The organism is Paenibacillus sp. 79R4, from assembly GCF_013393165.1.
Classification (GTDB): Bacteria; Bacillota; Bacilli; order Paenibacillales; family Paenibacillaceae; genus Fontibacillus.
This window is the reverse complement of the sequence record NZ_QJOT01000002.1, coordinates 183,047-201,329: the sequence shown is the minus strand read 5'-3', so window position 1 is coordinate 201,329 and position 18,283 is coordinate 183,047. Positions and strand designations below refer to the sequence as shown.

At 47.4% G+C, this 18,283-nt stretch carries 17 protein-coding genes and 1 pseudogene; 3 read left to right on the top strand and 15 right to left on the bottom strand.

Annotation, left to right across the window (positions count from 1 at the left end):
* The first annotated feature begins 177 nt into the window (after positions 1–177).
* Both DMN77_RS02920 and DMN77_RS02915 read left to right on the top strand, forming a co-directional pair.
* The gene (locus DMN77_RS02920; RefSeq protein ID WP_068780960.1) at positions 178–777 is read left to right on the top strand and encodes a TetR/AcrR family transcriptional regulator; all 600 of its coding nucleotides are present in this window, start codon (positions 178–180) and stop codon (positions 775–777) included.
* Positions 710–2,101, top strand: coding sequence for an MFS transporter (locus tag DMN77_RS02915; RefSeq protein ID WP_372775264.1), 1,392 nt, complete (start codon positions 710–712; stop codon positions 2,099–2,101). Before DMN77_RS02920 ends, DMN77_RS02915 begins: the two co-directional genes overlap by 68 nt.
* Positions 2,102–2,282: 181 nt before the next feature.
* Here the strand turns inward: DMN77_RS02915 and DMN77_RS02910 are convergent, their stop codons facing one another.
* The 14 genes and pseudogenes from DMN77_RS02910 to DMN77_RS02845 all read right to left on the bottom strand — a co-directional run bounded on the left by DMN77_RS02910 (position 2,283) and on the right by DMN77_RS02845 (position 17,030).
* Positions 2,283–3,557, bottom strand: coding sequence for an MFS transporter (locus tag DMN77_RS02910; protein WP_068780864.1), 1,275 nt, complete (start codon positions 3,555–3,557; stop codon positions 2,283–2,285).
* Between the two features lie 95 nt (positions 3,558–3,652).
* Positions 3,653–4,402 carry an SDR family NAD(P)-dependent oxidoreductase gene (locus DMN77_RS02905; RefSeq protein WP_179013424.1) on the bottom strand — a complete coding sequence of 250 codons (750 nt, stop codon included), beginning with the start codon at positions 4,400–4,402 and terminating at the stop codon, positions 3,653–3,655.
* A 38-nt stretch (positions 4,403–4,440) separates the two neighbouring features.
* Positions 4,441–5,325 carry an NAD-dependent epimerase/dehydratase family protein gene (locus tag DMN77_RS02900; RefSeq protein ID WP_179013423.1) on the bottom strand — a complete coding sequence of 295 codons (885 nt, stop codon included), beginning with the start codon at positions 5,323–5,325 and terminating at the stop codon, positions 4,441–4,443.
* A 62-nt stretch (positions 5,326–5,387) separates the two neighbouring features.
* Positions 5,388–5,786 carry a hypothetical protein gene (locus DMN77_RS02895; RefSeq protein ID WP_068780862.1) on the bottom strand — a complete coding sequence of 133 codons (399 nt, stop codon included), beginning with the start codon at positions 5,784–5,786 and terminating at the stop codon, positions 5,388–5,390.
* Between the two features lie 23 nt (positions 5,787–5,809).
* Positions 5,810–6,610 carry a DUF817 domain-containing protein gene (locus DMN77_RS02890; protein WP_068780861.1) on the bottom strand — a complete coding sequence of 267 codons (801 nt, stop codon included), beginning with the start codon at positions 6,608–6,610 and terminating at the stop codon, positions 5,810–5,812.
* Between the two features lie 146 nt (positions 6,611–6,756).
* Positions 6,757–7,599, bottom strand: coding sequence for an aldo/keto reductase (locus DMN77_RS02885; protein ID WP_068780860.1), 843 nt, complete (start codon positions 7,597–7,599; stop codon positions 6,757–6,759).
* Positions 7,600–7,676: 77 nt separating this feature from the next.
* On the bottom strand, positions 7,677–8,171 hold the full coding sequence (locus DMN77_RS02880) for an RNA polymerase sigma factor (RefSeq protein WP_229521020.1): 495 nt from the start codon (positions 8,169–8,171) through the stop codon (positions 7,677–7,679).
* Positions 8,172–8,489: 318 nt separating this feature from the next.
* Positions 8,490–9,584, bottom strand: coding sequence for a sensor histidine kinase (locus DMN77_RS02875; RefSeq protein WP_068780858.1), 1,095 nt, complete (start codon positions 9,582–9,584; stop codon positions 8,490–8,492).
* Positions 9,574–10,269 carry a response regulator transcription factor gene (locus DMN77_RS02870; RefSeq protein WP_068780857.1) on the bottom strand — a complete coding sequence of 232 codons (696 nt, stop codon included), beginning with the start codon at positions 10,267–10,269 and terminating at the stop codon, positions 9,574–9,576. The genes DMN77_RS02875 and DMN77_RS02870 overlap by 11 nt, the downstream gene beginning before the upstream one ends.
* Before the next feature lie 106 nt (positions 10,270–10,375).
* The gene (locus DMN77_RS02865) at positions 10,376–11,431 is read right to left on the bottom strand and encodes a sensor histidine kinase (protein WP_179013421.1); all 1,056 of its coding nucleotides are present in this window, start codon (positions 11,429–11,431) and stop codon (positions 10,376–10,378) included.
* A gap of 5 nt (positions 11,432–11,436) precedes the next feature.
* Positions 11,437–12,123: pseudogene (locus DMN77_RS02860) on the bottom strand (response regulator transcription factor).
* A gap of 25 nt (positions 12,124–12,148) precedes the next feature.
* On the bottom strand, positions 12,149–13,933 hold the full coding sequence (locus tag DMN77_RS02855) for an ABC transporter ATP-binding protein (protein ID WP_068780854.1): 1,785 nt from the start codon (positions 13,931–13,933) through the stop codon (positions 12,149–12,151).
* 1,624 nt (positions 13,934–15,557) lie between these two features.
* Positions 15,558–16,271, bottom strand: coding sequence for an MgtC/SapB family protein (locus DMN77_RS02850; RefSeq protein ID WP_179013420.1), 714 nt, complete (start codon positions 16,269–16,271; stop codon positions 15,558–15,560).
* 261 nt (positions 16,272–16,532) lie between these two features.
* Complete coding sequence (locus tag DMN77_RS02845; RefSeq protein ID WP_068780852.1) at positions 16,533–17,030, bottom strand: metal-dependent hydrolase; 498 nt, start codon at positions 17,028–17,030, stop codon at positions 16,533–16,535.
* A 259-nt stretch (positions 17,031–17,289) separates the two neighbouring features.
* Between DMN77_RS02845 and DMN77_RS02840 the strand changes: the two genes are divergently transcribed.
* Positions 17,290–17,430 carry an aspartyl-phosphate phosphatase Spo0E family protein gene (locus DMN77_RS02840; protein ID WP_068780851.1) on the top strand — a complete coding sequence of 47 codons (141 nt, stop codon included), beginning with the start codon at positions 17,290–17,292 and terminating at the stop codon, positions 17,428–17,430.
* A gap of 159 nt (positions 17,431–17,589) precedes the next feature.
* On the opposite strand, the gene DMN77_RS02835 is transcribed toward DMN77_RS02840, so the two are convergent.
* Positions 17,590–18,216, bottom strand: coding sequence for an FMN-dependent NADH-azoreductase (locus tag DMN77_RS02835; protein WP_179013418.1), 627 nt, complete (start codon positions 18,214–18,216; stop codon positions 17,590–17,592).
* Between the last annotated feature and the right edge of the window lie 67 nt (positions 18,217–18,283).

The window sequence follows — 18,283 nt, the reverse complement described above, 5'->3', positions numbered from 1 at the left end:
GAACGGAGCATAAACTTAAGAAAATTTTTCAGAAAATTTTGAGGCTTGCAATCTTTTAACCAAAAGTCTTGCGCACCCCCCATAAAATTTGTTATAATCCTGAACGAACGTTCAGTATAAAATAATTATACCATGAAGTTAAGGGAGCCGATTGCCATGGAATCGAAGGGCGCTGCATTGAACAAGAAGCAATTGCAAAGTGAACAGACAAAGCGAAAAGTTGCTGATGCTGCACGAGCTTTATTTGTCAATAAAGGCTATAAAGCAACTTCGATTGAGGACATTTCGGAGGCGACCGGAAGCAGTAAAGGGAATATTTATTATCATTTCAAGAGCAAAGAAGGTCTATTCCTCTATTTACTGGATGAGTGGGAACAGGAGTGGGAAGCGAAATGGCAAGAGAATGTGTCTCAATATAAGACAGTCACCGATAAGCTGTACGGCTTCGCCAAACAGATGGTGCTTGATGATCTTAATCATCCCCTCTCCAAAGCAGCTGGCGAGTTCTTCAATCATGATGAGAAGCCAGGTGATGTTGAGGAACGTATTATTGAAATGGTGCAGGGGCACCTTAAGTTTAATCGGGATCTGATTCAGCAGGGTATCGATAACGGGGAGTTCAAAGCAGAAAATATTGAATGTCTCGCTATTATTCTAGAGAGTCTCGTGATCGGTCTGAGTCATATATCGCGGCAGTTGAAATTACAAAATGCGATTCAATTGTATCAGCAAGCCATTAAAATTTATTTATATGGTATCGCTAAACCCCCTCTTTAATTCTAAGGTATTTAGCGCTTTAATTTTTTATAAAACGAACGGTCAGTATAGTTCCAGGAATCGGAAGTATCCACCGACAGCCTCAACTATTCTACACCATGCGGAGGATATCATTATGAGATTATTATTTAAAAACCGAGGAGCTTTACTGCTTCTCATGCTTAATATTTTTATCGTATTTACCGGAATCGGCCTTGTTGTTCCGATCATGCCGACTTATATGACAGAGCTGCATATTAGCGGCAGCACCGTGGGCTTGTTGGTCGCATCCTTCTCGCTAACACAGCTAATATTCTCTCCTTATGCCGGGAGATTATCCGATATGTTCGGACGCAAGAAAATTATCGTAATCGGGATGATCGTATTTGCAGTATCAGAGTTTCTCTTCGGGATCGCTAACGCGCCAGCTCTACTGTTCATAAGCAGAATGATCGGTGGACTGGGTGCCGCATTGATCTTCCCGGCGGTAATGGCCTATACGGCAGATACTACTACGGATGAAGAACGGGCTACCGGGATGGGCTTCATCAATGCGGCCATTACGACCGGTTTTATTATCGGTCCTGGGATTGGCGGATTTATCGCCGAATTCGGGATTCGCGTTCCATTCTTCGCGGCCGCAGTTGCCGGTGGCGTCGCTGCCACGATTACCTTGTTAGCACTACCGGAATCCAACAAACGAGCGCAAGTGGCTAAGGATACAGCCAACGAAGCTCCAAGACAGTCATTAGTTAAGCAATTGCTCAATTCCTATAAAGAACCTTATTTTATCGCTCTTATCATCGTATTTGTTGCTTCATTTGGTCTGGCGAACTATGAGACCGTATTTGGACTTTTTGTTGATCATAAGTTTGGCTTTACAGCTAAAGATATCGCCTTCATTATTACCTTTGGTTCCATCGCCGGGGCGGTCGTTCAATTAACGATCTTCGGCTGGATCTTGAACAAGTTCGGAGAACGTAATGTCATTTCATTCTGTCTGATTATAGCTGCCGTATTCGTTCTGCTTACGCTTTTGGTTCACACGTATTGGCTAATTCTTGCCGTAACGTTCATTTTATTCTTGTCGATCGACATTTTAAGGCCAGCCATCGGTACACAAATGTCCAAGATGGCCGAGGAAAAACAGGGATATGTGGCTGGTTTGAACTCGGCATACACAAGCCTTGGCAACATTGCCGGTCCGATTGTGGCCGGATTCTTGTTCGATTTTAACATCAACTATCCTTATATTTCGGCTGCAATAGTTCTCGTATTGTGCTTCCTGCTCTCGCTCAGAGCGAAACGAAGCAGCCAGCAAAAGTCTGTCCAAGCTGCTAAATAATAAAACAAACGAACTATCCAACAAAGGAATCATAGGAACAACTCGCAAACTGGAAATTTTGAAAATACCCACAAATATCCATTATCATCATTCCCTCAAAGCCAATGGTGATATCAAGTCAACCCAAACAGGGCATCTCCAAGTTCGAATATCGACTTTGGAGATGCCCTTTTAGTTGCTCTTACAACTGAATGGCCTTACGATTCATAAAGCCGATCACAGCCGTGATCAAACTTAACAAGGCAGCCAGCAAATACATATTTACAATCCCGAACCACTCCGCAATCCCGCTTAACATCAGAAGGGACAGCCCATACAGTGTGCTAAGCAGCGTCGATTGCGCCGAGAAGACTTTGGGCAGCATCTCTTTATTCACACTGCGTTGAATGAGCGTGCGCCTGGTCACTCCAGCAAGCTCGGTAAAAGGCCCGGTGAAGAGAACAATGACAAGTGCCAGCCACGCTGAATGATTTAGCGCAAAGCAGGCGGTTAACAGGCCATAACCTAACGTTCCTACGATCATGGAGAGAAACATTTTCTTCTCGAACTTTTTGACCAGAGCGACGACGATAAGCCCGCCAATCACTGCCCCGGCAAAATAACTCGCATTAATATATCCCCACCACTTCTCATCCTGATGCAGCACATCCTGGACAAATACAAGGATGAACGCGCCGACCCAGACCATTCCCCCCAGCGCATCGCATATATCCATCAACGTTAGAGCCCGAAGCCTGGGAACCCGCCACAGGGCAACCCAGCCTTCCTTCAGAACCTCCCAGCGAGATAAAGCCTTCTCATCCGGCAAGGCTCCATCCCCCGGCGTCACCTTCGCCTTCATCACCGTGGTTTGCACATCGAATAAGCTTTTTCGCTTGGCCTCTGTTGGATCCTCGATCAGAACCGTAACCGCAGCGGCTACACAGTAACATACTGCAACTACCACTAATACCGGAAAAGAACCCATGGCTGCGACTAACACTCCGCTGATCGCCCAACCGGCGAACTGCACGATCTGATCTGTCGTTCCGATAATCCCATTCGCCTTCATCAAGCTCGAATCATCCACTAATCGTGGAATCAGTGCATTCCGCGCCGGACTCGTCCACCCATCCAGGAAGGACAGACCAGCGATAAGGGAATAAATAACTACGGTATTCGTACCGCCAATCCAAGGTGACAGATATAAGGCAAGCACAGTAAACAGCATAAACTGTCCACTTTGCGCCAGCGTCAGCAGGAACGATAAGCGATATCGGTTAATCAGCAGCGGCGCCAACAACCCGCTGAGCATTTGAGCGACAACGCGAAAAAAAGGCACCAGTGTGGCAAAAATAATCGATCCGGTCTGATTCAGCACATAAGTGGTCAAGGCCACCAGGTAGAGCACATCTACCGTATTCGATAACGTCTGCGAACCCCATAAATAGTAAAAAGACGATCTGAATTTCACCATGTTCACTCCTATTCAGTTGTATATAAATATTAAGTTGGAAGCACATGGCTTAACTCAAATCGGTCTCATAACATTCTCCTTATATAAAAATAAGCCTACGGCTCATATATCATCTTCCGGGTCATCCCCCCATCAACAACGATATGCGCTCCTGTAACAAAGGTATTATTCGGATCTGTCAAATACAGACATGCCCGGGCAATGTCCTCTGGAGTTCCAACCCTGCCGGCCGGATGCTGTTGATGATCAATATCCCGCAGTGCTCCATAATCCCCGGTCTCAATCCAGCCGGGACTAATGCAGTTAACGCGAATCTGATTGCTTCCAAGGGTCACCGCAAGGGCATGGCTGAGAGAAGCAATGGCTCCCTTGGAAGCGGCATAGGCTTCCGAGTTCGGTTCCGACATCAAATACCGCGTCGATGAGATATTGACGATCGCCCCACCGCGTCCACCTGCCTTCATATATTTGGCCGCTTCGCGCGAGGCAAGGAAGCAGCTGCGCACATTGGTGTTCAGCACATCGTCCCAATCTTCTACGGTTAAGTCAAACAGATCTTTAAATCGGGATACCCCCGCATTGTTGATCAGTACATCGATCCGGCCAAAGCGCTCATGAGCAGCGGCCATCAAGCGGATAATATCCGCCTCCTGCCTGACATCACACGGAACAAACAGGCCCGTTCCCCCGCTGGAGTTGATCTCCTCTATGACCTTGCTTCCTGCCGTCTCATTCATCTCAGCTGCGACAACCGAGGCTCCAAGCTCGGCATAGGCCTTGGCAACCCCACGCCCGATTCCCTGCCCCGCTCCGGTTACGATAACAACCCGACCTTGCAACGACACTTGAATCCGCTCCTCTCACACGAATATAGCATTCCTTTTCATTGTCCGGATACGATATCGCGGATGAGCTCCGGCAGCCATTCCTGAACGGATTGGAAAGTGTAACCCGCTGCCTGGGCTTTGGCCGTATCCATCGTCCATGAGACGGGGATGCCAAACGGAGACATATGCTCCTCCCTAGTCTCTGGCGCGATATGCGCCTCTTTGCCGGTAGCTTGTTCAATCATCCTGATTATTTGGCCGATCGTTACCGCCCCATTCGAGCTTCCATTCACAGGTCCTGTAATCGAAGCCGTGCCTAGCCATTTCATGAAGGATGCGACTTCACCGGAAGTGATAAATGAGATCGCCGCCTCAGGATTAGGAACCCCAATCGTTCGTCCCTGCTGTACATGCTCTATATGGAAATGCAGCCTGCGTGTATAGTCATCCAGTCCAAGGACGATGGGAATGCGCATCGCACATACTGGAAACTTGGCCTTTTGCATAAAGACCGTCTCGACAAGCCGCTTCCCCTCAGCATAACCCAATGTATCACGATCGCCCATCTTCAGCTCATAATGATAGGGATCAAAGTCCGCCTCTGCTAACGTATGATCAAGGTAGTCGTACACCGAGGCTGAAGAAGTTACAATATACCGACCGGCATAACCTTCGAAAGCTTGTACCGCAGCCAGCGCCTCATTTGGAGAGTAGCAGATATTGTCATAGACGATATCCCAAGGCCCCGACTGTGCTACGTCCCGCAAGGAAGCTGCGTCTGTGCGATCCAGAACAACTTGCTGAACCTCGCCTGCGAAATCCACCTTCGAGAGCCCGCGTGTAGCAACCGTCACTGGCTCCTGACCTTCACTGGCCAGCAGCTGAACGAGCCTTTTCCCGAAATATCGCGATCCTCCCAGGATCAATACTTTATTTCCCATTGCGCACCTCTCCTTATATGTGATTCAAAAATCCCTTTTTCTCATGCTCTATTCATGATTTTCTATCGACTGCCAAAGAGACTTTTCATCAAAGTTAACCCGCAGAGCATCCCAAAGAAGAAATGGCCCTCCTGTCTGGCTACATCCAAATACAAAGCATAATAAGGCATCTTGAAGAAAATATCCAGTACCGGATAGATCATAAGAATCAAGCTAGGCAAAAATACGAAAAAGAACAATGGCCTGTAAAACTTCCTGCGTGTCGGCAAACCATTCAGGAGGCTCAAATAGATCCCGAGCGCGAGCGCATAGATGATATTGCCCAGCAGGCTATAATCGATGCGAAGGAACTCCCCTTTCTTCGATTCCATCATGCCAACAAATTGGTTGCCATAATACACGACGATCAGCATTCCGATGGTCCATAGCAAGTAGTAAAAATAACCCTTCGACTTATTCATCACTGACCACCTCCGTTCTTATCTTAACTGACAGTTTCCTCATTCCCATCCCTTTTACGTCCGGTTAGACCCGTTTTGACATGCTTCAATTGCGCCACGATAATAATGCTGATCACAACCAGCAGGAACCATGAACTGATCTTGCCGATATGAACGAGCTGCCACTTATGCTCCTGATCCGGGTATCTCCAGGCCCCCAGAAAGGTTGATATATTTTCCGCGATCCAGATGAAGAAGCCAATCAAGATAAAAGACAGCATCAATGGCATTCGAAACGTCTGGGAATGAAGCGTGTAATGCACTTTCGTCCGGAAGAATATAAGGAAGAGCAGCGCGGTGAGCCACCAGCGATAATCGCCAATAAAATGATGCGTAAAAAAGTTCAGATAAATCGCCGCACAAATAAGCACGGTAAGCCACCCTCTGGGCCAGTCCACCATCTCCAGCTGAAGTCTGCGCCAGGCCTGACAAATATAACTGGCTACACTGGCATACATAAACCCGCTATAGAGCGGAACTCCGTAAATTTTCGTCCATGCCTGTTCAGGATAAGCCCATGAACCCATATGTACCTTGTACAGTTCCAGACAGAGACCTATGATATGAAACAGGCAGATGACCTTCAGTTCATCCATCGTCTCCAGCTTGAAGACAATCATCCCGAGCTGCGCCAGCACGCAGATGATCAGAATCAGATCATACCTCGGCAAGCCGGGGATATGCACAACCTTGGTTAATCCCAGCGTACCAAAAATAATCAGCGGGAATATACAAGATAAGGCCTGCAGCCACCCGAATTGCAGCAAATTGCGTACAAAAGTCATAATTTCCTCCAGTCAGCGGATATAAAAGATTTTATCACAGACACCAGGAGAGAGGCAGAACAATTTTTCTTGCAGAAAAATAAGAAAGACAACAAGAGAGCTGCTTACACAGCTCCCTCGCTCTATCAACTATGCACTTCTATGGCTTAAAAATCGAAAGTATCCGGGTCCGGACCAAAGCGCTTATTCTCATTCAATGCATCGATTTGCGCAATATCTTCTGCGCTCAGCTCAAAATCAAATATATCCGCATTCTCAATAATCCGCTGTTCGTTCACTGATTTCGGAATCGTGATAATCCCGAGCTGCAAATCCCAACGCAGGATAACCTGAGCCGGTGTCTTGCCGTATTTGCTTCCGATCGCCTTCAGCATCTCGTGGTCAAGCAGGCGCCCTTGTCCAAGCGGAGCCCATGCTTCGAGATAAATTCCTTTGCTGGTCGCATACCTAAGCAGTTCCTTCTGACTCAGGTAAGGATGAAGCTCCACCTGATTCACGGCCGGTACGACCTTCGCCTCTCCCAGTAAATCCTCCAGGTGATGGATTTGGAAATTGCTTACACCGATGGCACGCACTTTACCTTCTTCATAGATCTTTTCCAAAGCACGCCAAGTATCCTTGTACTTGCCTTTTACTGGCCAATGGACGAGGTACAGATCGATATAATCAAGACCGAGCTTGTTCAAGCTTGTCTCAAAAGCCTGCAGCGTCTTCTCGTAGCCTTGCTCAGAGTTCCATACCTTGGAGGTGATGAACAGCTGGTCGCGGGTCAGACCATTCTCCGCCATCGCCTCGCGAACAGCTTGTCCCACACCTTCTTCATTATTATAAAGCGCCGCAGTATCGATGCTTCCATATCCCGCACGAAGCGCAGCCTTGACCGCGTGAATCACTTCGTCCCCTTCTTGTACCTTATAGACACCCAGGCCAAATCTTGGCATCTTTACGTCATTATTCAGGGTCACTGTATCTTGCAGATGGAAAGCCATATCCCTATTCCTCCTTGCAATAAGTTAGTCTCCCCATCTATTATGAATGATTCATTCCAAAAATGGAAGCAAGCCTACTAAGCCGTCTGCCTGCTTTTACGCAGCTTCTGTCTGGCGCGGTACAGCAGTATTTTAAAATGAGATAATCCAATCCCCATCAGCTCGGCAGATTCCAAATAAGAAAATCCATGTACATCGAACAACAACACCGCATGCTGTTGATTCGGCGGAAGCAGGGACAGCTGATCGAATAGTTCATCGCGAACCTCCTGAGTAAGCACCTTCGTCTCTGGCGTCTCTTCATTGGAGAAGTTATAGAAGAATTCATTCTCATACACATTGGAACGGCTATCTTTACGAATCTTGTCAATGTAAGCGTTATGGGCCACCCGCAGCAGCCAGGCTTTAATTCGCTTGGGTTCCATCCCGTCAAGCCTCGTCAGGGCCCGGTAAAATGTCTCCTGCATCAGGTCCTCGGCATTGTGGTGATTCCGGCATAAATAATATAAATATTGATACACATCGCTTTTATACTCACGGTAAATTACATCCATCATTCGGCTATTCATCATAGGTTTCTCCCTTGGTTCTCTGTATTTCCTGCGGACATTGCCGCAGTCATCTTACCAATTTCTATTCTTGCAACAGAAAATAGTAATTGAGAGTTTTATCTGAGCGCTATCCAAGGCGCCCAGTAATGCTATTGTCCATTATGGATGACATAGCTTGCAGGACGGATAAGATTTTCTTAAGTTTATCTTAAGATTTCGCTGCTTAATCCTTAAAAAAACGCGACAAGCGCAAAAAAACCATCTGGAATAGTCTCCAAATGGTTAATTACCTGCAGCCTTAAGCTGTTACAAACATCAGATCAATACTTCGATCTCTCTTTATTCCGAGTCATCCTTCCTTAAGCGAACCCGGAATACGGTGCGGTGTTCATTACTTTCCGCCATAATCGTACCTTCATGCTGATCAACGATATGCTTGGCAATCGCCAGTCCAATTCCCGAGCCGCCCGTATGCGTTGCCCGCGATTTCTCCACCCGATAGAAACGATCAAACAGATGCGGCAGATCGGCTTTCGGGATCGGCTCGCCATAATTGATGACCTCTGTGATTACCTCATTTGCCGTAAGCTCACCGCGAATATCAATATATTTTCCGCCGCTGCCATAGCGGATGGCATTCGTGATCAGATTCTCGTACACCCTCCGCAGCTTGTCCCCGTCTGCAAGAATGAATAGCTGAGGCTTGAGATAAAGGCGGCATTCCATCCCGCTCTCCTGCAGCTGCCAGCCGAAATGAGCTGTAATCTGATATAACATCTCGGCCAGATTAATTCTCCGCTTCTCCAGCCTCATCTCCATATTTTGCAGCCGCGTGAATTCGAACAGATCCTGCAGAAGCTGTGTCAGACGCAGCGACTCTTCATATGCCATGTTGACATAATAGCGAAGCTCAACCTCATCGCGATAACGATCCTGGTCGATAAGCCCCAAATATCCGGTAATCGAAGTCAGCGGGGTGCGAAGGTCATGCGATACATTCGTAATCAGCTCGCTTTTGGTCTGCTCGGCACGGCGTTCCTCCTCAATCGAGGTTCTGAGCCGATCGATCATGCGGTTAATATCTGTAGCGAGCTGACCGAGCTGACCCACATTCTCGACCGGAATTCGTGATGCTGAGCCCTCTTCAATCTGGTGTACTTCCTCAATAAGCAGCTTCAAATATTTCTCCTCATGCCTCCGCACACTACGCCTGTAGAAATACAGGGCGAACAGCATCAGAATCGGCACACCGGACAAATAATACACTTCCGGGAAGCCAATATTCCGGTTGATCCAGATCAATGCTGATTGCAGGGTAAGATGGGGAAATAGGAAGAATGTCAGCTTGGCTAATTGAAAGAGCAGAAGCAAAGCAACTAGCGAGGTGACTACCGTCCATAACAACCAGGACAAAAAACGGAGACTAGCCTTCAATTTTATAGCCTACCCCCCATACGGTCTTGATCAGCGCTTCGCATTCCATTTCCTTCTCCAGCTTATCTCGCAAGCGGCTGATATGCACAGTAACGGAGTTGCTGCTCTCGAAATATTTATCCTTCCAGATGAGTTCAAAGATCTCCTCCGAGCTGAACACCCGTCCCGGATGGCTGGCGAGAAGATACAAAATGCTGAACTCGATCGGAGTCAGCTTGACTGCCTTGCCATCAACGCTGGCCGTGTGCGTCTCTTTATCTACCTGCAGAGAACCGATTTTGATAATGTGACCTATGCCGGACGATGTCGGCTGCGCTGAATAGGAAGATCTGCGCAATAGCGATTTGACCCTGGCCACCAGCTCCAGCGGGTTAAAGGGCTTCACCATATAATCGTCGGCACCGGTCATAAGCCCAGTAATTTTATCCATATCGCCATCTTTGGCGCTTAGCATTAATATTGGCGTTGTCAAAGTCTCGCGGATTTTCAGACATACCGAGATTCCATCGAGACCCGGCATCATTACGTCGAGTACGATCAGATCAATCTCCTGCTGTCCAATGATGTCCAGTGCTACCAAGCCGTTATCCGCCTTGATCACACGATATCCTTCATTTAATAAATAGATCTCTATCAGTTTGGCTATTTTCTCATCATCATCTACTATTAGTATTTGTTTACTCATTTGGTTCATCCTTTTATCGACTAAAGTCACACATATGATTCTATCATACCATGACAATTAAGATCGATTCCAAATAAACGGTTAAAAAAGGATTACAAGCTTTTCATTATTGCCACTGAATTGGAATAAAAACTGTAAATTGTGTTCCCTGTTCCGGCTGCGATTCCACAGATATCTGCCCGCGATGAATATCAACAATCTTCCTGACGATAGATAAACCGAGTCCGCTGCCGCCCGCATTGCGGTTCCTTGATTTATCCGCTTTATAGAAGCGATCGAAGATGTAAGGGAGATCTTCCTTGGAAATACCTACGCCGGAATCGGAAATGACGACCTTGGCCCCCTCTTCATCCGCAGTAAGATCGACCCATATCTTCCCTTTCATCGGTGTAAACTTAATACTATTATTCAGGAGATTGACCCACACCTGACTCAGCAATTCCTCTACGCCCTCAATATAAACTTCCTTAAGGTCCAGCTCGATCTCAATCTGCTTGGCCAGCCATTGCGGCTCGATAGCGAGCACAATTGATTGCAACATGCGATCCAGCCTGAATCGGCTATGCTCGAAGGAGGAACGGTCCGATTCAAGCGAGGACAGCTTGAGCATATTATCGCTCATCTGCGAGAGCCTGCGGCTCTCTCCTTCAATGATGTCCAGATAATGCCCGCGCTGTCCTTCATTCAACTGCGGATTTCTTAACGCTTCAGTAAAACCGCGAATCGAGGTAAGCGGAGATTGAATCTCATGCGACACATTCGAGATAAAGTCCTGGCGCATCATCTCCATCCGACCTAATTCCCCGGCCAGTTCATTGACACTCTCCACGATTTGTTTGAATTCCCTGTACTCCGCCTGTTCATCGAGCTTCACGGAGAAATCGCCTTTGGAGATCCGGCGAATCGCGTCCAGAATGTTCTTCATCTTGGCTAGCTCCTTCTTACGGAAGAAGAGTCCCCCCATAAGCATCATGGTACCAAAGAACAGATGAAATGCTACGATGATGTTGATAGCCTGCAGGATATAAGAAGAGGAAGGCACTCCCGTATATTGATAGATCCAGCCCATAATATAATAAGCACCAAACCAGCTGGCCACAAGCAATAAAAGCACAGCGGCATATTGAACGAGATGCAGCACGATATTCCATATTTTCTTCATGATCTTCATCGTTCTTCCTGGCACACCTCCAGACGGTAGCCCAGCCCGCGAATCGTGACTATGCGAAAGCGGAACCGCTGTTCCGGGAACCGCTCACGCAGCCGATTCACATGGACATCCACCGTCCTTTCGTTTCCCTCGAAGTCAAAGCCCCAGATATCCTCGATCAATTGCTCTCTGGAAATAGTCTTGCCCGGATAGCTGCCGAGCAGGAACAACAGCTCAAATTCCTTGGGCGGCAGCGTGAGGCTCTCATCCTCTGCCGTGACCTGGAAGGTCTTACGATCCACCTGGAGTGTACCGATCGCCACGCTCTGTGAAGCGATTACTTGATACCGCTTGAGCAGCGCCCTTACCCGCACGATAAGCTCGGCAGGCTCAAACGGCTTCACGAGATAATCGTCCGTGCCAAGATCGAAGCCCTTGACGATCTGTCTTGTATCCCCCTTCGCGGTCAGCATAAGAATCGGCATCTCATACATTTGTCGCAGCTCTCGTCAGAGCTCCCAGCCATCCATATTCGGCATCATGATATCCAGTATAACCATATCCGCCCGCTGCGCCTCCATCATTTCAAGCGCTTCAATCCCGTCGGCCGCTTCCAGCACCTCGCCGATCCCCGCCTCTTCAACCAGAACCTTGACCAGCTCGCGGATATGATGATCATCATCAACAACAAGTATTTTTGCCATAATCGACTATTCACCTACGATCTGTTTATAGTTGCTGAAGGGTGAGCTCCGGTGAAGCTTCGGCAATCTGCAGCTGCTGCGTCGCGAACTCCCGATACATCTCATGATGCTGCAGCAGCTGTTCGTGGGTACCCCGTCCGGTGACTTTTCCCTTCTCAATAAAAATAATCTGATCCGCCCCAACAACCGTGGATAACCGGTGAGCGATAACAATCGTTGTCCTTCCTGCCATCAGATTGTCGAGCGCTTGCTGCACTACGATTTCCGAGCGGCTATCCAGACTGGATGTGGCTTCATCCAGCATCAAAATCTTCGGATCACGGAGCAATGCACGGGCGATGGCAATTCTCTGCCGCTGTCCGCCAGACAGCTTCACTCCGCGTTCGCCTACATCCGTATCAAAGCCCTCCGGCAGCTCGGAGATAAACCCGTCGGCATAAGCCATTTTCGCGGCTTGCTCCAGCTCCTCCAGGCTGACTTCGCGTTCGATTCCGTAACACAGGTTATCGCGAATCGTCCCGGCAATCATCGGGCTCTCCTGGGACACATAGCCGATAATCCCCCGCCAGGAACGGAGTGAGAAGGAATCGATCGGCTCGCTGCCAAGCATGATCCGTCCCTGCTGCGGCAGATAATAGCGCTCTAGCACCTGGAATAGCGTGGTCTTCCCTCCGCCGCTTGGGCCAACTACCGCCGTGACCGTACCCGGCTCCATTTGGAAGCTTACCCCTTGAAGGATAGGTTCATCCGGTTTATAACCGAAGGACAGATTTTCAATTTTAACGGGAAGCTGCGCATTCGCCACTTCAAGACCCGCATGGAAGTCCTCCTCCTGCTCGTTCAGTGTCTGCATCATCCGCTCGGTCGCACCGTTGGCTTTTTGCAGTTGGGTGAAGAAGGTGCTAAGCTGCGTCACAGGAATGACGATCTGAATCAAATATAGAATAAAGGCTACAAGTTCCCCGGCGGTCAGTACGCCTGAAGACACCTGCATACCGCCATAACCGATGACTATTACGAGCAGCATCATTAAGACGAAGCTCATCAACGGACTGATCCAGGCCATGATCAGCCCTTCCTTGATCCCGAATTTCAGCAGATTCTGAATGCCTTTGTTTCCGTTCTCATACTCGATCTTTTCCGCATTGGAGGCTTTTACCAGCCGAATCTCAGACAGAACCTGGCTGATCATCGCTGTGAAGGAGGCGGTCTCATCCTGCATGCTGATCGAGACCTTATACATCTTGCGGCCGATCGGCACAAGCACAAGCGCCGCCAGCGGAATCACAAGGAACATAATCAATGTCATCTTCCAGTTCAGATAGATCAGTACGGCGACGGAGCCGATAATGGAGATGATCCCACTGAAGAAGCTGGCGACATGCTCGGAAATGAAGGTCTTAATGACCCCCGTGTCATTCGTCATCCGGCTGACCGATTCACCGGTCCGATTGTTATCGAAATAGGATACCGGCAAAGCAAGCAGCTTCTTCCACAATTTATCGCGAACGATGGCAACTACTTTCTGGCCGATGTAATTCAGCAGAAAGATGGACACGCCGGCCGCCAGCGTCTGCCCGATAAAGGCGGCGACCAGACCGACAATCTGCATTCGGCTAATGGATTCCAGAGAGAATCCGTCGACCAGGCTTTTGGTAAACATCGGGATGACCAGGCCGACCAGCGTAGAAACAACGCTAAGCAAAATCGAGACAATGATTAAAGCCACCGGCGGCTTCGTCTCTTTCATTAATCGATAGAATGATGAGAAATCAGGTTTGGATATATCTGTTTTCTTGGCAGTTTTCATGGCTCTTCTCCTTGAATGATCCGCTCTTAACCTCTAACGAAACAGAGTAACGTTATTTCCAGCAATTTGGGCCGGCTAAAATTCTAACGAAACTGGATAACGTTATTGGAGCGAATAAGGGGCTTATTGCTTCATTTTCTCGCAAATAACGATATGGTGTTTCGTTAGATTTTTTTTGCTCCTGTTTTTAAGCAAATAACGATCTGTAGTTTCGTTAGACGAAGACGGTTGTTTAAAATGGTTCTTATAGAGAAGAATACCCTACTAATTTAAACTGAATTTAAACAAACCTTCTTCTTGAGGTAAATCAGCTTGGGTCGGCCCAAGGTTGCTCTCGCTAATATTAGCTACTTCAAGCTAAATCAAGCAGTCCGAGCGAATCCACGGCAAATCAAGATAACTCAAGTAATCCAAGCTAGTCCACGACAGATAAGCAATCAGGCTAAATCAAGCAGTCCAAGCTAGTCCACGGCAAATCAAGATAACTCGAGCAGTCCAAGCTAATTCACAACAAATCAAACTAATCAAGCTAGCTTAAGCATTTCGAACGATTCACTACAAATCAAACTAATCACTACAAATCAAACTAGTCAAGCTAACTTGAGCATTCCAAGCTTGTCCACAACAAATCAAACTAATCAGCTACTTCACACGTCGACGAAACACGCCATAGGATCACGGAGCGATCATAGCATTGAACCAAGCGGGCCGGGTGGATGCTTGCGATGTCATGTTTTTCTATCGTCCCTATCCCCTCGTTGCCTTTACCACCCTTACACATGCATCACACTTATCGCACTGCACTTATCACACCTATTGCACTTATTGTACTTATCGCACTATCACGCTTATCACACTTATTGCACTATCACGCTTATCACACTTATTGCACCTACGCACCTAATCCACCTAATGCCCCAATCGCACAAAAGGAACGCTAACGGAAATGTGATCCGTTATATGGCCGAAATCAGCAGGTTACAAATTCTAACGGAAATGAGGGACGTTATTTGGGCTAAATCCAAGTAATTTCCCTCATTATTGATTCAATAACGCATCCCAGTTCCGTTAGAAATCCAAATGGCCTTATTTTACCGAAATAAGGGCTGTGATTTCCGTTAGCGCATAATGAAATGGCGTGATGATCTCCCTGTAACGACAATAACGTCCCTGCAATGGACATTATGTTGTACAAGGGGACACCGTACGGGGAAGCCGGCTAAACTAGCTCAGATTTCACGTAAAGTTACACCTAAGCCAGACTACGCTTCTTTCGCTCTTTCAGCTCCTTCCACCCCAGTTACATCCAAGCTTCTTGGTGCTGAAAGTCAACCTGTTAGAAAGGGTGCTGCCTGCTATAGGTTCTTTACCCGACCGCTACCTGCTATAGCTCCTCGACCTCGACCGCTGCCCACTATAGCTTCTCGACCTCGACTGCTGCCCACTATAGCTTCTCGACCTCGACCGCTGCCTGCTATAGCTCCTCGACCTCGACCGCTGCCCGCTATAGCTCCTCGACCTCGACCGCTGCCCGCTATAGCTTCTCGACCTCGACCGCTGCCTGCTATAAATTCTCGACCTCGACCGCTGCCTGCTATAGCTTCTCGACCTCGACCGCTGCCTGCTATAAATTCTCGACCTCGACACTGGTTACATGCTCGATATTTCGTACAAAGTTATAAATTTCTGTTGTATATTCCTTCTCCGACGCTGTAATTACCATGTCTACCCGGTGGCGTCCTTCATCCAGGTCTTTGATCTTAAGCCGGCGGATGCGATGCTGCAGAATATGCCTGTTGCCGCTCTTGTCATCCTTGCGTTCAATAATCCGAATCAGATCCGTGACATTCCCATGCTCCTCCATGACGACCTTCAGGGAGACATCGCGTTGATTCAGCTTATAAGGCCCGATCCACTTAATGAGATATGGGACGAAATTCACAGCGAGAATCAGCAAAATAACAGCTAACCCGGCTTCGATATAAAATCCCGTACCAATCGCAATCCCGATCCCGGAAGCCGCCCAGATCATCGCCGCGGACGTAAGTCCGGAGATTCCTTCATTACTGCGGCGCAGTATTGCCCCTGCCCCCAGGAAACCGATCCCGCTTACAATCTGAGCCGCCAAGCGCATCGGGTCCATATTGGGATGATCCGGCCCGGCAAATTTCTGAAAGGCTTCAATCGAGACGATAGTCACAAGACAGCTTGAGATGCAGATGACCATACAGGTTTTGATCCCAAGCGGCTTCTGCTTCAGCTGCCGGTCGATGCCAATGAACAAACCAAATAATAAAGCAATGCAAAGTTTAAACACCGTTTCCCAATCCGAAACCATAACATTTCTCCTTCAATTATATTGAGTATTATTCATTATTTCCTAAGGTTTACTCACTTCACTGCAACCAAATACTTGCGAAGCCGTTTTCTGCGGAAACGTGCAGTTCTTCTCCCCAACCTCTGGCTTCATCCAGCAGAAGCGTTTTGAAAAAACGCATATCGCAAAAAAACATGAGCTTCAATGCTGAAAGTCTGACTTAAACATGAACATACATAAAGTAAACTCCATTTTATAATGAAGCACCAATAAAAAAAAGACTCAAAATGAGTCCCACTGTGCGAACGGTAAAATAATAGCCAGTACAGCTAATGTCGTTCTGAAAATGATCTCCTGCATAGATCCTGTATCGATCGCGACCGGCTTCGGCAAAAAGCGGAATTTCCGGTTCAATGGCCAGAGTAGAGCAACCCCTTGATCATTCAGAAGATCAATGAGCGGATGCGAGGCATAAGCGGCGATGATCGTCCAATAATAGAAGTCAGGCAATGGAGTCAACAGATAGCCTAACAACACCAGGAACAGCAGGGAATGTGTCAAAGTGCGGTGCTTAACGCGCAAGATTTGCAGCAGCCATGACAGCGGCAGCAGAATCTTGGCCATCGTTGATCCTCTCTTATCAATATCCGCTAGCGGGCCTACCAGACATCCAATGAGCAGCGCTGCTCCCGATTCCCAGGATAGAAGCGGCTGATTGTAGTAGATGATGACGCATTCGGCCGCGACTAGCCCTGCTAAAGTATGTGTCTTCTGAAGCATTCTCTAATTCCTCCGTATCTCTAAGCTGTATTCGCTATTATAGCAAAAAAAGAACGAAATAGTTTCATATTTTGCCGTGATACGACTTTTACTTACATTTTTTATCTGTTAAGGAGGAGCTGCCCATTCGGATAGAGAAATGATTACTTACCACTTTACGCCTGGGGCGGAGCAGGCGAAAGTAGGGATTCCGCACGACGGTCGCCAGTGCACAGCGGACGTATAACATAGATATTCTAATTTCAGGGGTTGTTCGACGTTGGAGTTAATCCGCAGGATTGAAGAACTTCGGTTGGAATTAAATAAACTTTCTACACGCAAGCTGACCGACCGGAAAATCGTAATTCTGAGCCAAAAGCTTGATCAATTACTCAACGAGTATCACAAGAACAACAAGTAATGGATTCAGAGGAGCCGCTTATAATGCGGCTCCTTTATCACTTCACCGCTATACTTTCTATTAAACTCATAAAAAAAGCTACCCCGCTAATCATAGATTAGTCGGGATAGCCCATTTTATATTCGGTGAATTGAGCAATCAGATGCTAACTAAATAAAATTAGAAGCGAGCAGCAAGGTCGGCGGCACGTTGGATGCCGTCCTGAATAATCTCATCGGCGCGATCCGGGAATTGATTATGGCCTTCAACGATCACATTCTCCGTGTTCTTAATTCCCCAGAATGCCAGCGTATTAGCTACATAATTCAAGGACATTTCCAAAGAAGCCATTGGTCCTTCGGAGTATACACCGCCACGAGCGTGCAACAATGCTACTTTCTTGTCGCCAACCAGGCCTACAGCGCCTTCTGGAGTATATTTGAAAGTCTTGCCTGCTTGATTCAAATAGAACAGGTAAGTCAGAAGTTGTGCAGGAATGGTGAAGTTCCACAATGGGAACGCAAATACCACTTTGTCTGCGTTCAGGAATTGATCAAGGTATGAGTTCGCAAGTTCAACAGCCTTTACTTCTTCCGGAGTTGCTTCGAATCCGTTAGCCAGTTTGTATCCTCCGTTAATGATGTCGTTGTCATAATACGGAAGGTTCGCTTCAAATACGTTCACTTCGGAAATTTCATCCCCAGGATGATTTTCCTTATAGGATTGCAAGAAGCTTTCATACAATTTTACTGTTGCGGATTGCTCAACCGGACGGTTGTTAGCTTTAACAAATAATACTTTAGCCATTTTATGGTTCCTCCTGGTGAATTTACTAGTTTCCTATCTACTAACTTTTTCTCTAGAGATATCGTTA

What these genes read in the sequence shown, in the direction of transcription:
- DMN77_RS02900 (WP_179013423.1), bottom strand. Translation starts at nt 5,325, where the DNA reads ATGGGAAATAAAGTATTGATCCTGGGAGGATCGCGATATTTCGGGAAA.
- DMN77_RS02865 (WP_179013421.1), bottom strand. Translation starts at nt 11,431, where the DNA reads ATGAAGAAAATATGGAATATCGTGCTGCATCTCGTTCAATATGCCGCT.
- DMN77_RS02890 (WP_068780861.1), bottom strand. Translation starts at nt 6,610, where the DNA reads ATGACTTTTGTACGCAATTTGCTGCAATTCGGGTGGCTGCAGGCCTTA.
- DMN77_RS02895 (WP_068780862.1), bottom strand. Translation starts at nt 5,786, where the DNA reads ATGAATAAGTCGAAGGGTTATTTTTACTACTTGCTATGGACCATCGGA.
- DMN77_RS02885 (WP_068780860.1), bottom strand. Translation starts at nt 7,599, where the DNA reads ATGGCTTTCCATCTGCAAGATACAGTGACCCTGAATAATGACGTAAAG.
- DMN77_RS02870 (WP_068780857.1), bottom strand. Translation starts at nt 10,269, where the DNA reads ATGAGTAAACAAATACTAATAGTAGATGATGATGAGAAAATAGCCAAA.
- DMN77_RS02915 (WP_372775264.1), top strand. Translation starts at nt 710, where the DNA reads ATGCGATTCAATTGTATCAGCAAGCCATTAAAATTTATTTATATGGTA.
- DMN77_RS02855 (WP_068780854.1), bottom strand. Translation starts at nt 13,933, where the DNA reads ATGAAAACTGCCAAGAAAACAGATATATCCAAACCTGATTTCTCATCA.
- DMN77_RS02850 (WP_179013420.1), bottom strand. Translation starts at nt 16,271, where the DNA reads ATGGTTTCGGATTGGGAAACGGTGTTTAAACTTTGCATTGCTTTATTA.
- DMN77_RS02835 (WP_179013418.1), bottom strand. Translation starts at nt 18,216, where the DNA reads ATGGCTAAAGTATTATTTGTTAAAGCTAACAACCGTCCGGTTGAGCAA.
- DMN77_RS02910 (WP_068780864.1), bottom strand. Translation starts at nt 3,557, where the DNA reads ATGGTGAAATTCAGATCGTCTTTTTACTATTTATGGGGTTCGCAGACG.
- DMN77_RS02845 (WP_068780852.1), bottom strand. Translation starts at nt 17,030, where the DNA reads ATGCTTCAGAAGACACATACTTTAGCAGGGCTAGTCGCGGCCGAATGC.
- DMN77_RS02880 (WP_229521020.1), bottom strand. Translation starts at nt 8,171, where the DNA reads ATGATGAATAGCCGAATGATGGATGTAATTTACCGTGAGTATAAAAGC.